Genomic DNA, 15,794 nt, shown 5'->3' on the forward strand with positions numbered 1-15,794 from the left:
ACCTAGAGTATTATCCTTCTCTAAGCTAGTCTCTGTTTGATTTTTTGAATAAAGGCTAGGTGAGTTTTCTTCATTTATCGGAGACTCAAATATCTCTTTTTGTGATTCATTTTTTTCGGTTTTTTTCAAATACTCTTCATGCAACGGCTTTATGTTTTGTTCAAAAGTGTCATTATTAAATTTGTCCTTGTATTCCAAAGGTTTAACGACTTTATTAAAAAAGTTATTTTCATTTTGGCCTTCATTTTGTTTTATTTTTGAAAGTAGCCTTTTATATTTTTCGATTTCTGGTTCTGTTGTAACTTCTTTTTCTAATGCAATTTTTAATTCCGCTAAAGCTTTTTCTGATTCTCCTAAAGCGTAAAACGCACAAGCTCTTTCAAATGGGTTTTTAGAACTCAAAATTACTTTAGATGCAATTGCCGTGTTTTCTTCATTTATTTCTTGGTACTGAACATTAACAGCACTATCAATTAAACTGCGTAATTCTTCGATTGAAACCTTTTCTGGAGTTGTGGCAAAGAAGGCGAACGTTGCCAGAATGGCTGCGAAAATATTGTAAGGTTCTGCTTTGAAGTCTTTGTTAATAAAAAACTTAATTACATTAACTATTAAGCCTAGTAGCACACCTGCTAAAGCGGCGAGTTTTCTTAGCTCTCCCATATATGGAGGAATAAATGAAGGTAATAAATTGTTAAGTAGTGTCGAAAATAAAAATGCTAAAACTATTAAAAAGCAGAAGACAAGTAGATAATGATTAAGTACATTTTTCTTTATATTTGTCAACAAAATTAAAGTTCCATCTAGTATTTAACACAGAAAAATTATCGGTTCTTCAATAATCAAATAACGTCTGTTAATTTGCACCTAATTTTGATCCATTGTCAGATGTTATTTGCATCAAACATTGATCCATGATTAATAACTTGAACTGACGTGAATTGTGGCTTTAACTAACCGCTAAGTGGATCAATTTTTCAATGCAATGCTGGATCTATTTCTCATGCAAATTAACACGCAGATCTCAATTCGGCTGTCGTTTCACATATTTGCGGTTTTATAGCTTAGATAATTTTCGTTTAGACGTCTAGACGTAAAGATGTTGACTTTTTTAGTGATTTAAGCGAGATTCCACGCATTGTATTGTGCCTTGGAGACTTTATGCCTATTCGAATTCCCAGCGATTTACCCGCGCAAAATGTATTAAGTCGTGAAAATATTTTTGTCATGGATACCCAACGTGCTGCGACGCAAGATATTAGGCCAATGGAAGTGGGCATCTTGAATCTGATGCCTAATAAGATGGAAACCGAAGAGCAGTTTTTACGTTTGTTATCTAATACACCTTTGCAAATTAATGTGGACTTGATCCGAATTGATAATCAGGCGCCTAAAAATACGCCTAAAGAGCATATGGACGCTTTCTATCGGGACTTTGATGAAATCGCTAATAAAAAATATGATGGTTTGATTGTTACCGGTGCTCCCTTAGCGCACTTGGCCTATCAGGATGTGAAATACTGGGAAAAAATGACAGTAGTCATGGATTGGGCGCGTCGTCATGTGCAATCCACTTTATTTTCATGTTGGGCCGCTCACGCAGCTATCTACCATTATTTTGGTCAACATCGCGTATTGCGTGATGAAAAACTCAGTGGTGTCTATCCTATTGAAGTGCAAAACGAACGTGATGAGCTAATGCGTGGTTTTGATCCGATTTTTTATGCACCTCAGTCCCGTTATGGCGAGATACCCATAGAGGTGTATCAAAGCATTCCAGAGTTGAGTGTTTTGGCAAGTTCTGCCCATACTGGCGCCCACATTGTTGCGTCTAATGATAAACGTTTAGTGTTTGTTACGGGCCATCCAGAGTATGATCCAGAGAGTTTGAGTCAAGAGTATCATCGTGATATGGCGGCTAATTTGTCACCTAAAATACCAGTGAATTATTTCCCTGACGATGATCCGTCTAAACCCCCTATGGTAAAGTGGCGTGCCCATGGCAGTTTATTATTTACCAATTGGTTAAACTATTATGTGTATCAAAATACGCCCTATGATTTAGAGAGTTTGTCTCGTTAATATTAAAAATACGGGCTACGAAATAAGCGTTAGTACAAAATGATTTATTGAGGAAAGGTTTTGAGTCAGTCGAATAGAGAACAACTTTTACAGGATGCGGCCGCGCAGCGCATTCTAATCCTGGATGGTGCTATGGGTACTATGATCCAGAAACATAAATTAGAAGAGCAAGATTATCGTGGAGAGCGCTTTGCTGATTGGCCGTCTGATGTTAAAGGTAACAATGACTTGTTGAGTTTGTCGCAACCGCAGATAATTTATGACATCCATAGTGCTTATCTTGCAGCAGGTGCGGATATTATCGAGACCAATACTTTTAACTCCACCACCATTTCCATGTCTGACTACCATATGGAATCTTTGGCTAAAGAAATCAATATTGAATCCGCTAAGTTAGCCCGTAAAGCCGCTGATGCTTTTACCGCGCAAACGCCGGATAAACCGCGTTTTGTGGCCGGGGTACTTGGCCCAACAAGCCGTACTGCGTCAATTTCACCCGATGTAAATGATCCAGGTAAACGTAATGTAAGCTTTGATGAATTGGTGGAAGCTTACATTGAGGCAACCCATGGTTTGATTGAAGGGGGGAGTGACTTGATCATGATCGAAACCATCTTTGATACCCTCAATGCTAAAGCGGCTGCTTTTGCTGTTGAAACCGTGTTTGAACAGTTAGGTAGACGCTTACCCATTATGATCTCAGGTACCATTACCGATGCCTCTGGTCGTACTTTATCTGGCCAAACCGCTGAAGCCTTTTATTATTCTATGTGCCACGTCAATCCCTTTTCGATGGGATTGAATTGCGCATTAGGCCCTGATTTATTGCGTCAATACGTTGCTGAAATTTCGAAAATTTCTGACTGTTTTGTCTCTGCTCACCCTAACGCAGGTTTACCTAATGAGTTTGGTGAATATGATTTAGAAAGTGATGAAATGGCCGCCCATATTGAAGAGTGGGCTGAATCAGGTTTACTTAACATCGTTGGTGGATGCTGTGGTAGTACACCAGAACATATCGCTGCTATGGTCGCGGTAGTTAAAGGTAAAGCCCCCCGTAAAATTGTTAAACATCCAGTTAAAATGCGTTTATCTGGCCTCGAACCTTTTGTCCATTAGGCCAGATTCATGAATAAACAAGAAGCAAATCAACTAGATAATGATCAAGAAGTAAACGAACTCGCATCCAGCGTATTTATTAATGTGGGTGAGCGCACTAATGTCACAGGCTCTGCGATGTTTAAACGTTTGATCCTCGATGGCGATTATGAAAAAGCCTTAGATGTGGCTCGTCAGCAAGTCGAAAACGGTGCGCAGATCATCGACATCAACATGGATGAAGCCATGCTTGATTCAGAAGCAGCGATGATCCGCTTTTTAAATCTTATTGCATCTGAGCCCGATATCTCGCGCGTGCCTATTATGATCGACTCGTCCAAGTGGTCAGTTATCGAAGCGGGTTTAAAGTGTGTGCAAGGTAAATCCATCGTTAATTCGATCAGCTTAAAAGAAGGCGAAGAAAACTTTTTATACCAAGCTAAACTGATCAAACGTTATGGCGCAGCGACTGTGGTCATGGCCTTTGACGAAGTAGGGCAGGCGGATACCGAAGCACGCAAATACGAAATTTGTGAACGTAGTTATAAGTTACTCACCGAAAAAATTGGTTTTCCGCCCCAAGATATTATTTTTGATCCCAACATCTTTGCGGTAGCAACGGGGATAGAAGAGCATAACAATTACGCCGTTGATTTTATCAACGCCACTCGGCGTATTCGCCAAAATCTACCTCATGCCCATATTTCTGGCGGGCTTTCTAACGTGTCATTTTCGTTTCGGGGCAATAATCCGGTACGCGAAGCTATGCATTCAGTGTTTTTGTTTCATGCCATTAAAGCTGGCATGGATATGGGCATCGTCAATGCTGGGCAGTTAGAAGTATATGATCAAATCCCACTAGAATTGCGCGATGCCGTCGAAGATGTGATTTTAAATCGTCATCCTGAGGCTACCGATAAGTTGCTAGAACTTGCGCCTAAATATCAGGGCGGTGGTAAAGTCCAAGAAAAAGAAAATTTAGAGTGGCGTGAATTACCGGTTAATAAACGTCTTGAGTACGCATTGGTGCGTGGCATCATGGACTTTATCGAAGAAGATACTGAAGCTGCCAGGCTTGAAGCCGAAAAACCACTGCACGTGATTGAAGGTCCCTTAATGGACGGCATGAATGTAGTAGGGGACTTGTTTGGCGAAGGCAAAATGTTTTTACCTCAGGTGGTTAAGTCTGCACGGGTTATGAAAAAAGCCGTGGCCTATCTCAATCCCTTTATTGAATTAGAAAAAGACCAAAGCAGCAGCAATGGTAAAATTTTGCTGGCTACAGTCAAAGGCGATGTACACGACATAGGTAAAAACATTGTGGGTGTGGTACTGCAGTGTAATAACTTTGAAATTATTGACCTTGGTGTCATGGTGCCCTGCGCCAAAATATTGCAGGTAGCAAAAGAGCAAAACGTTGACATGATTGGTCTATCTGGCCTTATCACCCCATCATTGGATGAAATGGTCTATGTGGCCAAAGAAATGCAAAGGCTTAATTTTGACCTACCTTTGTTGATTGGTGGCGCGACGACATCAAAAGCCCATACGGCAGTGAAAATAGAACAAAACTATCAACATCCTGTGGTCTATGTTCCTAACGCTAGTCGTGCGGTAGGAGTGTGTCAGAAGTTGATCTCTGCTGAAAACCGTGCCGAGTTTGCGGCGCAGCTTTCGCAAGATTATGAAAACGTACGTATCCAACACGCCAAGAAAAAACCTCGCACCAAACCTGTTACCTTAGCGCAAGCCAGAGCCAATGCCTTTAGTTTTGATTGGGCTAGCTACGCCCCACCCAAACCCACGTTTTTAGGCGTTAAGCCCATCACGGTCGGGCTGGACGTATTACGCGCTTATATCGATTGGACACCCTTCTTTTTGACTTGGTCATTGGCCGGTAAATACCCGCGCATTTTAGAGGATGAGGTAATTGGTCAGGAAGCACAAAGTGTATTTAATGATGCGCAGGCACTATTGAATGATTTATGTACTAATAATTTGTTACAAGCTAAAGGAGTAATGGGCATATTCCCTGCCAATAGTGTGGTGGATGACATTGAAATCTATCAGGATGAAGAGCGCAAAAATGTGATCCATGTGGCTCATCACTTACGCCAACAAACAGAAAAGCCTAATGGACCTAACTATTGTTTAAGTGATTTTATTGCGCCTAAAACGTCTGGCAAAGCGGATTATCTTGGTGCTTTTGCAGTAACCGCCGGAGTAGGTGAAGATGAACTTGCCCAGCACTACATAGATGACGGTGATGATTACAATGGCATTATGGTCAAAGCCTTGGCAGACCGACTAGCCGAAGCCTTTGCAGAATATCTACATGAGCAAGTGCGTAAAGAAATTTGGGGCTTTGTACCAGATGAAAGCCTGAGTAATGAAGAATTGATCCGTGAAAAGTATCAAGGTATTAGACCTGCTCCTGGTTATGCTGCTTGTCCTGAACATACTGAAAAACAATTGATTTGGGATTTGTTGGATGCAGAAAAACACACTGGCATGCAACTAACTGAAAGTTACGCCATGTGGCCCGGTGCCTCGGTTTCTGGTTTCTATTTTTCTCACCCAGAAAGTCGTTATTTTGCGGTAGCGCAAATACAAAAAGATCAGTTAGAAGAGTATGCTCTACGTAAAAACTGGACATTAGATGAAGCCCAAAAATGGTTAGCACCTAATTTGCAACTTTAAGGAAGGAGCTATAACGTGGATAAACCCTTTAGTCAGGCCTGTGAAAATAATAAAGAGCCAATTTTAAAGGTATTAACTCAGCATTTTTCTGAATGTAAATCGATATTGGAAATTGGCTCAGGTACCGGCCAGCATGCTGTCTATTTTGCTAAAAATCTACGTCATCTCACTTGGCATACCAGCGATGCGCCAAGTAATCATGCTGGCATTAAGTTATGGATAAAGTCGGATCCGAGCTCTAATTTACGTAAACCAATTAGTTTGGTGATAGGGCTTGATAGCTGGCCAGAAACGGTTTATGACGGGGTATTTAGTGCCAATACCGCCCACATTATGCAAAAGTACGAAATTAAACTCATGATGGAGTTGATTGCTGAGGCTTTACCCAAAGGTGGCGTGTTTTGCCAGTATGGGCCGTTTAAGCTAGATGGTCAGTACACCAGTCAAAGCAACGCTGATTTTGATGTTCACCTAAAGTCCAATGGCTATGGCGGAATAAGAGACATAGAAGATTTACAGTATTGGGCACGTGGCATGGAACTGTGTGAACAAGTGGAAATGCCTGCGAATAATCTAACCTTAGTGTGGAAAAAACGTTAAACGCTAATGACATTATTAATGTTTATTTTTCTGCTTTACGAAACGGCAGCAGCTTTTGCGCATTTTGTTTATATTGCTCGATTGTAAGGTTTTCAGTCGATATAAAACGTTCCACAGCTTCATGGAAAGCCAGTTCTTTTAGCTGATGATTGGAGTAGCAATAAATAGGTTCAAACCCACGTAGTATCTTATGTTCCCCTTGCGTACCTGGATTAAATTGTCCAATTCCTCGTTCGATACAGAACTCTATGCCTTGGTAATAACAACATTCAAAATGTAAGTGATCAACTTCCTCCATCGCCCCCCAATAACGTCCATTTAGCTGTTTGTCATCGTAAAAAAATAAGGCACTTGCAATGGCTTGTGTGTCGCGGCTAGCAATAATTAGCATAACTTGGTCATGCATGGTTTCAAATATCTGTTTAAAAAAAGCTTCTGTCAGATAGCCACCGTGACCGCTGCGTTTGAGATAGGTTTGTTGATAACACTGGTAGAAAAAGTCCATGTGAGACTGTTTTAGTAGGTCGCCATGAATACGCTCTACCGTGATCCCAGCCTTAACAACTTTGTTACGCTCGGCTTTGATACTTTTACGTTTACGAGAATTGAGCGCCTGTAAAAAATCGGTAAAATCTAGATACTGGCGATTAAACCATTGAAATTGCACACTTCGACGTTGTATTTGTTGATGCTCTGCTAACGACGTACTAAATTCGCCGTCAACAAATAACCAATGCATGGAAGACAGCGCTTCGCTTTGCATTTTGTCAGCCAGTATCTGACAAAGTGCTTTGATGATCTCAGACTGTTGAACGTTTGATTTTAGTAACAATCTTGGCCCTGTTACCGGAGTAAAGGGAATGGCACACACTAGTTTAGGGTAATAACGTAAACCATATTGTTGGTAGGTATTAGCCCAAGCAAAATCAAAAACATACTCCCCATAACTATGATTTTTTTTGTACAATGGCAGCAATGCCACGACTTGTTTGTTTTGGTAGATGATCAGGTGTTGTGGAATCCAACCGGTACCGGTGCCAACTGAGCCGGATTTTTCTAAGGCCGCTAAAAAAGCATATTGGCAGAAAGGGGTTGAGTGACATGCAAACTCTTGCCAAAGTTTTTCACCAATTTGTTCGATATTGTTGACAAATTTGTGGCTAAACTTAATTTTCAAGTTTGTTTATCCTTAACGTAAATTACATTGGTGGCAAAAATCTAATGACCACAGAAGATGAACAACAGGTAATAAAATATACCATCACTCGGCTCTTAGCCAATCGAGAACATAGTCTACATGAACTTAGCCTAAAACTCAGACAACGTAACTTTAATCATGATTTAGTTCAAGAATGGCTCGAAAAATTTTCTCAAGCGGACATACAAAGTGAACTCAGATATGCCGAAATGCTAGCGCGTAGCCGTATTAATAAAGGTTCAGGGGAGTTAGGCTTAATCAAAGAATTTAAACAGCATAAGATCTCGCAGGAGATTATCACGCGTGTTTTAAAAGACTTAGAGCCAGACTGGTTTGAACTCGCATTACAGGCCTTAGCTAAAAAAAATGTTGGGCGCGGGATAAATGATGCAAAAGAGCAGCAAAAATACTATCGATTCCTGCTGCAAAGAGGATTTTCTGCTGAACAAATTCACTATGCCATTCAGTCGCTTAAGGATTGAATTAAGCCCTTAACAAGTAGGCTTCAAACATGATACTGTACGCGCTCTCAGGCAAGGCTGTACTAGTTATTGGTTAGCCTTTTAACCCAATTAAAATTAGATTTTTTCAGGATCGTAAATGAGTATGACAACCGCCGAAATTCGCGGCGCATTTCTAAATTATTTTGCTGCAAACGGACATCAGACTGTAGCCACTTCTTCTTTGGTTCCTACCAACGATCCAACCTTGTTATTTACTAACGCGGGCATGAATCAGTTTAAAGATGTCTTTTTAGGTAGTGACAAACGCAGTTACAACCGTGCGGTTTCTTCACAACGTTGTGTGCGCGCGGGTGGTAAACACAATGATTTAGAAAATGTCGGTTATACCGCCAGACATCATACGTTTTTTGAAATGCTCGGTAACTTTAGCTTTGGTGATTATTTCAAGGTTGATGCCATCAAGTTTGCTTGGTCTTTTTTAACCGAAGAACTCAAACTTCCGAAGGATAAACTGTTAGTTACCATTTACGCCGAAGACGACGAGGCTTTTGACATCTGGGCTAAAGTAATAGGCATTCCTGAGCATAAAATTATTCGTATCGCTACTTCAGATAACTTCTGGTCGATGGGCGATACCGGTCCTTGTGGTCCTTGCTCTGAAATTTTTTATGATCATGGTGAACATATTTGGGGTGGCCCTCCTGGTTCACCAGAAGAAGACGGTGACAGATTTATTGAAATCTGGAATCTCGTATTTATGCAGTTTAATCGTCAAAGTGACGGCACTATGGAGCCTCTACCCAAACCTTCTATCGACACTGGTATGGGCTTGGAGCGTATCTCGGCGATTATGCAAAATGTGCATAGTAATTATGAAATAGATATTTTTACTTATTTGATTAGCGAAGCGGCCAAAATAATTGGTACTAGTAGCCTTGAAGATAAGTCACTACGAGTTATCGCTGATCATATCCGTTCTTGTAGCTTTTTGGTTTGTGACGGCGTTATTCCTTCCAATGAAGGGCGTGGGTATGTACTGCGTCGCATTATTCGTCGTGCTGTGCGCCACGGCAATAAATTAGGCGCTAAAGATGTTTTCTTTTATCGCTTGGTCGCGGCATTAGTTAATCAGATGGGCGAAGCCTTTCCTGAATTACGAGAGCAACAAACCCTGGTTGAAAAAGTATTAAAAACCGAAGAAGAACAGTTTTCGCGTACATTAGAGCGTGGTATGGCAATTCTAAATGAAGAACTAGCTGTGCTTGAAGGCGATGTTATTCCCGGGACTGTGGTATTTAAACTCTATGACACCTTCGGTTTTCCAGCTGACCTAACGAACGATGTGGCCCGTGAAAAAGGTCTAAAAATTGACGAAGAAGGTTTTGCTCAAGCCATGGCTGAGCAGCGTAAACGCGCTCAGCAAGCTAGCCAGTTTGATACCGACTACAACGAACAGCTCAAAAGTGAACAGGTTTCTACTTTTACTGGTTATGCCCAAAACACCAGTAATGCCAGTGTGGTGGAATTGTTCAAAGGCAGCCAGCAAGTTACTAACTTAAACGATGGTGACAGCGGCGTAGTCATTTTGGATCAAACGCCGTTTTATGCTGAATCGGGTGGTCAGGCTGGTGATAGTGGTGAATTGACCTTAGGTAGTGGTGTTTTTGTTGTAAGCGATACCGTTAAACTAGGTCATGCAATTGCTCATGTGGGGCATATGCAAGGTAGTCTCAAACTTGGTGATGTCGTTGCCGCGAGTTTTAACCCAGTGCGTCGTGAGGCGATCAAACTTAATCACAGTGCAACTCACTTAATGCACGCAGCCCTTAAACAAGTGTTGGGTAGTCACGTTAATCAAAAAGGTTCGTTAGTTACCGATGAACGTTTACGTTTTGACTTTGCGCATTTTGAAGGCATGACTAAAGATCAGATTTCTCAGGTTGAAAAATTGGTTAACGAGCAAATCCGTGCTAATCATTTGTTACAAACTAAACTGATGAATTTGGATGATGCTAAAGCCGCTGGCGCCATGGCTTTGTTTGGTGAAAAGTACGAAGAAGATGTACGAGTAGTATCCATGGGTGAGTTTTCTATGGAACTCTGTGGTGGTACCCATGTCTCCAGTACAGGGGATATAGGTCTATTTAAGATCCTCTCAGAAAGTGGGATCGCGGCTGGGGTTAGACGCATAGAAGCGGTTACAGGTGTTGGCGCAATCGATTTGATGCAAAAACAATTCAATGAATTAAGTGCCTTAGCGGGTTTACTTAAGACTGAGCCTGCCAACCTTAGCTCACGAATTGCGCTGCTACTTGATCAAAACAAGCAGTTTGAGAAAGAGTTACATAAACTTAAACAACAGCTTGCCAGCAGCAAAGGCAATGATTTATTAAATAATGTGCTTGAGATAAACGGCGTTAAAGTACTTGCAGCACATTTAGAAGGTGTTGAATCACAAGCACTTAGAGCAATGGTTGATGAATTCAAAAATCAGCTGGGCAGTGCGGTCATTGTCTTAGGTGTTGCCGAGCAAGATAAAGTCAGTTTGATTGCTGGCGTAAGCAAAGATTTGCTTAGTAAAGTAAAAGCTGGTGAGTTAGTTAATTTTGTGGCTCAGCAAGTGGGCGGTAAAGGCGGTGGCCGCCCCGACATGGCACAGGCTGGCGGCTCTCAACCTGAAAACCTAGCAGCGGCTATAGCGTCTGTTGCAGCTTGGGTGGCTAAGTTACTTTGAGTAGATAAACGAATTATCGGTTAATTTTTGAGGTGACAACAAAAATAAGGAGCAACCGAGTGTGGAAATTTCTGGTCGTATAGAAATTTTCCACTAATGTTAATAAGGGACTTGAAATTATAATCAATGGAAAAGGAGCAATAGAATGCTAATTTTAACTCGTCGTGTGGGTGAAACTCTTATGGTTGGTGACGATGTCACAGTGACTGTATTGGGTGTGAAAGGAAATCAAGTAAGGATAGGGGTTAATGCACCGAAAGAAGTTTCAGTGCATCGTGAAGAGATCTATATGCGTATTCAGGCAGAAAAAAATGGTCAGCAAGCTGCCCATGAAAGATCGACAAATCAGGATGATGAATAATTTTTTCTAGTCCTAAAAAAAGCTGGTTAATACCGGCTTTTTTTAACTTTGAATTTTAGCGTTGACTAAAATTCATCGCTCAAATGGGCGCAAAATTGTATATAAAAAAAGCAAAGCAAAGGTAGTTGTTCAAAATGCAAGCAAGCAGTGTTTAAGTTGATAAAAATTGTTTGACTTACGTTTGGGGATCAGTAAACTTCGGCTCCACATTTAGGAGAGACGGCCAAGCGGCTGGAGATACTTCCCTACTAAGGGAATCTAGGGTTTATAGCCCTAATAGGTATCTTGTCAAAGTGTGTTTTATAACGCAGTTTTGATAATTTTTTAAGTGTAGAAAAAGTTTAAAGTGGAGAGGTGGCCGAGTGGCTGAAGGCGCGCCCCTGCTAAGGGTGTATAGGCGTTAAACCCTATCGAGGGTTCGAATCCCTCCCTCTCCGCCATTAAAACTGAAAAGCGTGTGTAGCTCAGCTGGATAGAGTACCTGGCTACGAACCAGGCGGTCGGAGGTTCGAATCCTTCCACACGCACCATTTTTCAAACAACATTATTAAATGTTTTTGAGAAACTGGTAAAGTAAGTCTTAGTTGTTAAACTAAGTTTGTGAAGTAAAAATGTTGGAATAGTTTTGTGCGTGTGTAGCTCAGCTGGATAGAGTACCTGGCTACGAACCAGGCGGTCGGAGGTTCGAATCCTTCCACACGCACCATTTCATCCTTGTCGTTTTATCTCCTTCTATATACCTTCAAATATCTTTATCATTAAGTTTATTTTTTTGTGTTAACAACATTTGCTGAAGCTGTTCTCAGATTGTTGGTTCTTTGTTTCTCTAAATGACTAAATATGTATCAATTATGGTTCTGAGCTGGATATAAATTCGCTTTAACTGTATTTTTTCTTATTTTTTATGCGTTTTTACTCTGGCTTATTTGTTGTGTTTCACCCATCTGCATGTTACTTATTCTCCTAGAAATTGACCGTATTGGAATAATATTATGCCTGTTAACGTAAGTGGCTTATTACTGGAAGCTGCCTATTTGATGGCGGTGGGAATGCTGGTTGTTTTCCTGTTTTTAGGAGCCCTGATTGGCGCAATGACATTGGTCGCTTGGCTGAATCGACAATTTCCTGAAGCTGCCGTGCCGCTGCACAATAGCAAACAGGCAGCAGCACCAAGTACGCCCGCATTGTCATCTGGGATCATTGCCGCGATTACCGCTGCAGTGCACCAACATCGCAATAAATAACTACTTCAAATTTAAGAGAACCTCATTATGTCAAAGCCGCTAGCTATCACGGATGTTGTATTACGCGATGCACATCAATCCTTGCTTGCTACACGTTTACGTCTAGCAGACATGCTGCCCATCGCTGCAAAGCTAGACCAAGTAGGATATTGGTCGCTAGAAACGTGGGGAGGAGCAACTTTTGACGCTTGTATCCGTTATTTAGGTGAAGATCCTTGGGAGCGTATTAGAGCGCTCAAAAAAGCGATGCCAAAGACTAAGCAGCAGATGTTATTGCGTGGCCAAAATTTATTGGGTTATCGACATTACGCCGATGACGTAGTAGAAAAATTTGTTGAGCGAGCTCATGCCAATGGTGTGGACGTATTCCGCATTTTTGATGCGATGAATGACATCCGCAACTTGCAAACCGCAGTAAAAGCCGCGATCAAACAAGGTGCTCATGCCCAAGGGACGTTGTCCTATACGGTATCACCAGTGCACAATTTACAAACTTGGCTAGATATGGCCGCCAGATTACAAGATTTGGGTGTGCATTCTATCTGTATCAAAGATATGGCCGGTTTGCTCAAACCATATGTGTGTGAAGAACTGATCACCCGTTTAAAAGAAACCATCGAAGTACCGATTGCGATGCAGTGTCATGCAACAACAGGTTTAAGCACGGCGACTTATCAAAAAGCCATCGATGCGGGTATCGATATTTTAGATACGTCTATTTCGTCCATGAGTATGACCTACGGCCATAGCGCCACTGAAACTATGGTGGCTATTGTTGAAGGAACAGCACGAGATACCGGCTTGCAACTGCCCTTGTTGGAAGAGATCGCTAGCTATTTCAGAGAGGTCAGAAAAAAATATGCAAAATTCGAAGGTAGCCTCAAAGGTGTTGATGCGCGGATCCTAATTGCCCAAGTACCCGGTGGCATGTTGACCAATATGGAAAGCCAGTTAAAAGAGCAGGGCGCACTGGATAAAATGGATCAAGTGCTCAAAGAAATTCCACGGGTAAGAGAAGACTTAGGTTTTATCCCTCTGGTTACACCCACTTCGCAGATAGTCGGCACCCAATCGGTGCTTAATGTCCTGTCAGGTGAGCGTTATAAAAGTATCACCAAAGAAACGGCTGGTGTATTAAAAGGCGAATATGGCGCTACTGCTGCGCCAGTTAACAAGGCGTTGCAGTTAAAAGTACTTGATGGGGAAGAGCCAATTACCTGCCGCCCAGCCGATTTGATTAAAGATGAGTTAGACCAATTAAGCACTGAACTTAATACTTTAGCTAAACAAGAGAACTTTGTATTAGCCACTGAAGCGGTAGACGATGTACTTACCTACGCGTTGTTTCCTCAGGTAGCCCTTAAGTTTTTACAAAACAGAAATAATCCAGAAGCTTTTGAGCCGGTCCCTGACGACTTAGAGATGTCAAACAATACAAGTTCACCCCAAACTAAAAATAGTGCCTCACAGGCGGCTGTGTACTCGGTAAGAGTGGATGGCAAAGTCTATCAAGTTGAAGTGGCAGAGAACGGAACCTTAAATAACATTCAAGCACCACTTAGCAAAGCCCAAGAAACCACCACAGTCAGTTCTGCGGCGACAGAAGCTTTACAATCTCCTCTTTCAGGCACCATTTTTAAAATTTTAGTGAATGTTGGCGATAAGGTAGAAAATGGCCAAGTTGTGCTTGTCATGGAAGCCATGAAAATGGAAACCGACATTCGGGCGACCGTTAGTGGTATCGTCAATAAAGTGCTGATCAAAGAAGGTGATTCGGTACAAACCGGACAATCTTTATTAACGTTTAATTAAGGCAGTACCAGATGGATAAATTTGCATTACTTTGGGACAGCACTGCCTTAGCCCATTTTCAGTTAGGCCAAGTGATCATGATGTTGGTCGGCGCGTTATTGCTGTATTTGGCTATTGTCAAAAAGTTTGAACCGCTGTTGTTATTGCCTATTGGATTTGGGGCAGTACTAACTAATATCCCTTTAGCGGGGTTTAGTGAAGCGGGAGGTTTGCTGCATTACATCTATTATGTTGGCATTGAGACGGGCGTATTTCCGCTGCTGATTTTTATGGGGGTGGGCGCCATGACGGATTTTAGCGCGCTCATTGCCAATCCTCGCATGTTATTGCTTGGTGCTGCGGCGCAATTTGGGATTTTTGGGACATTATTTGGTGCTATTGCACTTAATTTTATCCCAGGTTTTGAATTCACACTGAAAGATGCAGCAGCTATTGCCATTATCGGTGGCGCGGATGGTCCTACCGCGATATTCCTTGCTTCACGTTTAGCTCCTGATTTGTTGGGAGCCATCGCAGTGGCAGCCTATTCGTACATGGCATTGGTGCCACTCATTCAGCCACCTATTATGCGTTTATTGACCAATGAGCAAGAACGCAAAATTGAAATGGCCCAGCTAAGAGTGGTGTCTAAACGGGAAAAAATTATCTTCCCGTTGGCAGTGTTATTTTTAACCATTTTGTTTTTACCCAGTGCCACACCACTAATAGGTATGTTCTGTTTAGGTAATTTAATGCGTGAATCCGGTGTGGTTGACCGTTTAAGTAACAGCGCGCAAAACGAGCTGATTAATATAGTGACTATCTTTTTAGGATTAGCCGTAGGTTCTAAGCTGTCGGCCGATAAGTTTTTAACCGTTGAAACCTTAGGGATTTTAGCCTTAGGTGCCATTGCCTTTTCCATGGGCACGGCAGCAGGCATATTGATGGCTAAGCTCTTAGGACGTTTTAGTTCGCAAAAAATCAATCCATTGATTGGTGCCGCAGGGGTATCTGCCGTGCCCATGGCCGCACGGGTAGTGAATAAAGTGGGTCTAGAAGCTAACCACCATAACTTTTTGCTGATGCATGCCATGGGGCCTAACGTAGCAGGTGTGCTGGGCTCAGCGGTGGCTGCCGGGATATTGTTAGCCCTGGTGGGCTAACAATAGCCGCGAGGCGGCTTATCGCTTCGCGCCATTGCATGCACTTCGTGCACTAAGCATGCGCTGCGCGCCTAAGACTATGTGCTGCGCACACCGCAATCCATTGCGTTTTTCAGGTGACGTCCATGTCACCCGACCATACTTTTTCCAAACAGCCAGAAAAAGTAGGCAAAAAGGGCCGCTCTCCAACCAACTTTCTAATCCGCTACAAGCCTCGGCTTTTATATCAAAACGGCGAGATGTAACCTCCCTGTAAACCTCGCCTTGTCCAAACGTCCTGTTTGGACATTTGACAAGCCGAAACTTCTATCGGGAAAGTTGGAGTCGAGGGAATAGGGCCTGCGGCCACTACAGTGGCC

The 15,794-nt window shown here is 42.1% G+C and carries 12 protein-coding genes and 3 tRNA genes; 13 read left to right on the plus strand and 2 right to left on the minus strand.

Going from position 1 to position 15,794, the window contains the following annotated elements; all coding sequences use genetic code 11:
- A partial coding sequence (locus AX660_RS23365; RefSeq protein WP_201027467.1) for a hypothetical protein occupies positions 1 to 789 on the minus strand: 789 nt, incomplete at its 3' end.
- Positions 790 to 1,161: 372 nt separating this feature from the next.
- Between AX660_RS23365 and metA the strand changes: the two genes are divergently transcribed.
- The 4 genes from metA to AX660_RS17940 are packed head-to-tail and all read left to right on the plus strand — an operon-like array spanning position 1,162 to position 6,480.
- The gene (gene metA, locus AX660_RS17925) at positions 1,162 to 2,082 is read left to right on the plus strand and encodes a homoserine O-acetyltransferase MetA (protein WP_068379809.1); all 921 of its coding nucleotides are present in this window, start codon (positions 1,162 to 1,164) and stop codon (positions 2,080 to 2,082) included.
- Positions 2,083 to 2,142: 60 nt separating this feature from the next.
- Positions 2,143 to 3,201 (plus strand): homocysteine S-methyltransferase family protein, encoded by a 1,059-nt coding sequence (locus tag AX660_RS17930; RefSeq protein ID WP_068379812.1) that lies wholly within the window; start codon positions 2,143 to 2,145, stop codon positions 3,199 to 3,201.
- Between the two features lie 9 nt (positions 3,202 to 3,210).
- Positions 3,211 to 5,880, plus strand: a complete 2,670-nt coding sequence (gene metH, locus AX660_RS17935) for a methionine synthase (protein WP_068379815.1) — start codon at positions 3,211 to 3,213, stop codon at positions 5,878 to 5,880.
- A gap of 15 nt (positions 5,881 to 5,895) precedes the next feature.
- Positions 5,896 to 6,480, plus strand: coding sequence for a DUF938 domain-containing protein (locus tag AX660_RS17940; protein WP_068379818.1), 585 nt, complete (start codon positions 5,896 to 5,898; stop codon positions 6,478 to 6,480).
- Positions 6,481 to 6,502: 22 nt separating this feature from the next.
- Here AX660_RS17940 and AX660_RS17945 read toward each other — a convergent pair whose 3' ends face one another.
- The gene (locus AX660_RS17945) at positions 6,503 to 7,657 is read right to left on the minus strand and encodes a GNAT family N-acetyltransferase (RefSeq protein ID WP_068379821.1); all 1,155 of its coding nucleotides are present in this window, start codon (positions 7,655 to 7,657) and stop codon (positions 6,503 to 6,505) included.
- Positions 7,658 to 7,701: 44 nt separating this feature from the next.
- Here AX660_RS17945 and AX660_RS17950 point away from each other — a divergent pair, with 44 nt between their 5' ends.
- The 9 genes from AX660_RS17950 (at position 7,702) to AX660_RS17990 (ending at position 15,435) form a co-directional block, all read left to right on the plus strand.
- Complete coding sequence (locus AX660_RS17950) at positions 7,702 to 8,160, plus strand: regulatory protein RecX (protein WP_068379824.1); 459 nt, start codon at positions 7,702 to 7,704, stop codon at positions 8,158 to 8,160.
- Between the two features lie 118 nt (positions 8,161 to 8,278).
- Positions 8,279 to 10,876: an alanine--tRNA ligase gene (alaS, locus tag AX660_RS17955; protein ID WP_068379827.1), complete on the plus strand. Its 2,598-nt coding sequence runs from the start codon at positions 8,279 to 8,281 to the stop codon at positions 10,874 to 10,876.
- Between the two features lie 145 nt (positions 10,877 to 11,021).
- A complete protein-coding gene (gene csrA / locus AX660_RS17960; protein WP_068379830.1) occupies positions 11,022 to 11,237 on the plus strand; it encodes a carbon storage regulator CsrA in 216 nt (71 codons plus the stop codon).
- Positions 11,238 to 11,585: 348 nt separating this feature from the next.
- Positions 11,586 to 11,677: transfer RNA gene (locus AX660_RS17965), tRNA-Ser, on the plus strand.
- Between the two features lie 13 nt (positions 11,678 to 11,690).
- Positions 11,691 to 11,767: transfer RNA gene (locus tag AX660_RS17970), tRNA-Arg, on the plus strand.
- 99 nt (positions 11,768 to 11,866) lie between these two features.
- Positions 11,867 to 11,943 (plus strand) — tRNA-Arg (locus tag AX660_RS17975).
- Between the two features lie 286 nt (positions 11,944 to 12,229).
- Positions 12,230 to 12,481, plus strand: coding sequence for an OadG family protein (locus AX660_RS17980; protein ID WP_068379833.1), 252 nt, complete (start codon positions 12,230 to 12,232; stop codon positions 12,479 to 12,481).
- Positions 12,482 to 12,508: 27 nt separating this feature from the next.
- A complete protein-coding gene (gene oadA, locus AX660_RS17985) occupies positions 12,509 to 14,293 on the plus strand; it encodes a sodium-extruding oxaloacetate decarboxylase subunit alpha (RefSeq protein WP_068379836.1) in 1,785 nt (594 codons plus the stop codon).
- A gap of 11 nt (positions 14,294 to 14,304) precedes the next feature.
- A complete protein-coding gene (locus AX660_RS17990) occupies positions 14,305 to 15,435 on the plus strand; it encodes a sodium ion-translocating decarboxylase subunit beta (protein ID WP_068379839.1) in 1,131 nt (376 codons plus the stop codon).
- Positions 15,436 to 15,794 lie beyond the last annotated feature (359 nt).

Origin of the sequence: Paraglaciecola hydrolytica, from assembly GCF_001565895.1 — a bacterium.
GTDB classification, from domain to species: domain Bacteria; phylum Pseudomonadota; class Gammaproteobacteria; order Enterobacterales; family Alteromonadaceae; genus Paraglaciecola; species Paraglaciecola hydrolytica.

Coding starts and splice junctions, on each gene's coding strand:
- AX660_RS17950 (WP_068379824.1), top strand. CDS start 7,702: ATGACCACAGAAGATGAACAACAGGTAATAAAATATACCATCACTCGG.
- metA (WP_068379809.1), top strand. CDS start 1,162: ATGCCTATTCGAATTCCCAGCGATTTACCCGCGCAAAATGTATTAAGT.
- AX660_RS17980 (WP_068379833.1), top strand. CDS start 12,230: ATGCCTGTTAACGTAAGTGGCTTATTACTGGAAGCTGCCTATTTGATG.
- oadA (WP_068379836.1), top strand. CDS start 12,509: ATGTCAAAGCCGCTAGCTATCACGGATGTTGTATTACGCGATGCACAT.
- AX660_RS17990 (WP_068379839.1), top strand. CDS start 14,305: ATGGATAAATTTGCATTACTTTGGGACAGCACTGCCTTAGCCCATTTT.
- metH (WP_068379815.1), top strand. CDS start 3,211: ATGAATAAACAAGAAGCAAATCAACTAGATAATGATCAAGAAGTAAAC.
- alaS (WP_068379827.1), top strand. CDS start 8,279: ATGAGTATGACAACCGCCGAAATTCGCGGCGCATTTCTAAATTATTTT.
- csrA (WP_068379830.1), top strand. CDS start 11,022: ATGCTAATTTTAACTCGTCGTGTGGGTGAAACTCTTATGGTTGGTGAC.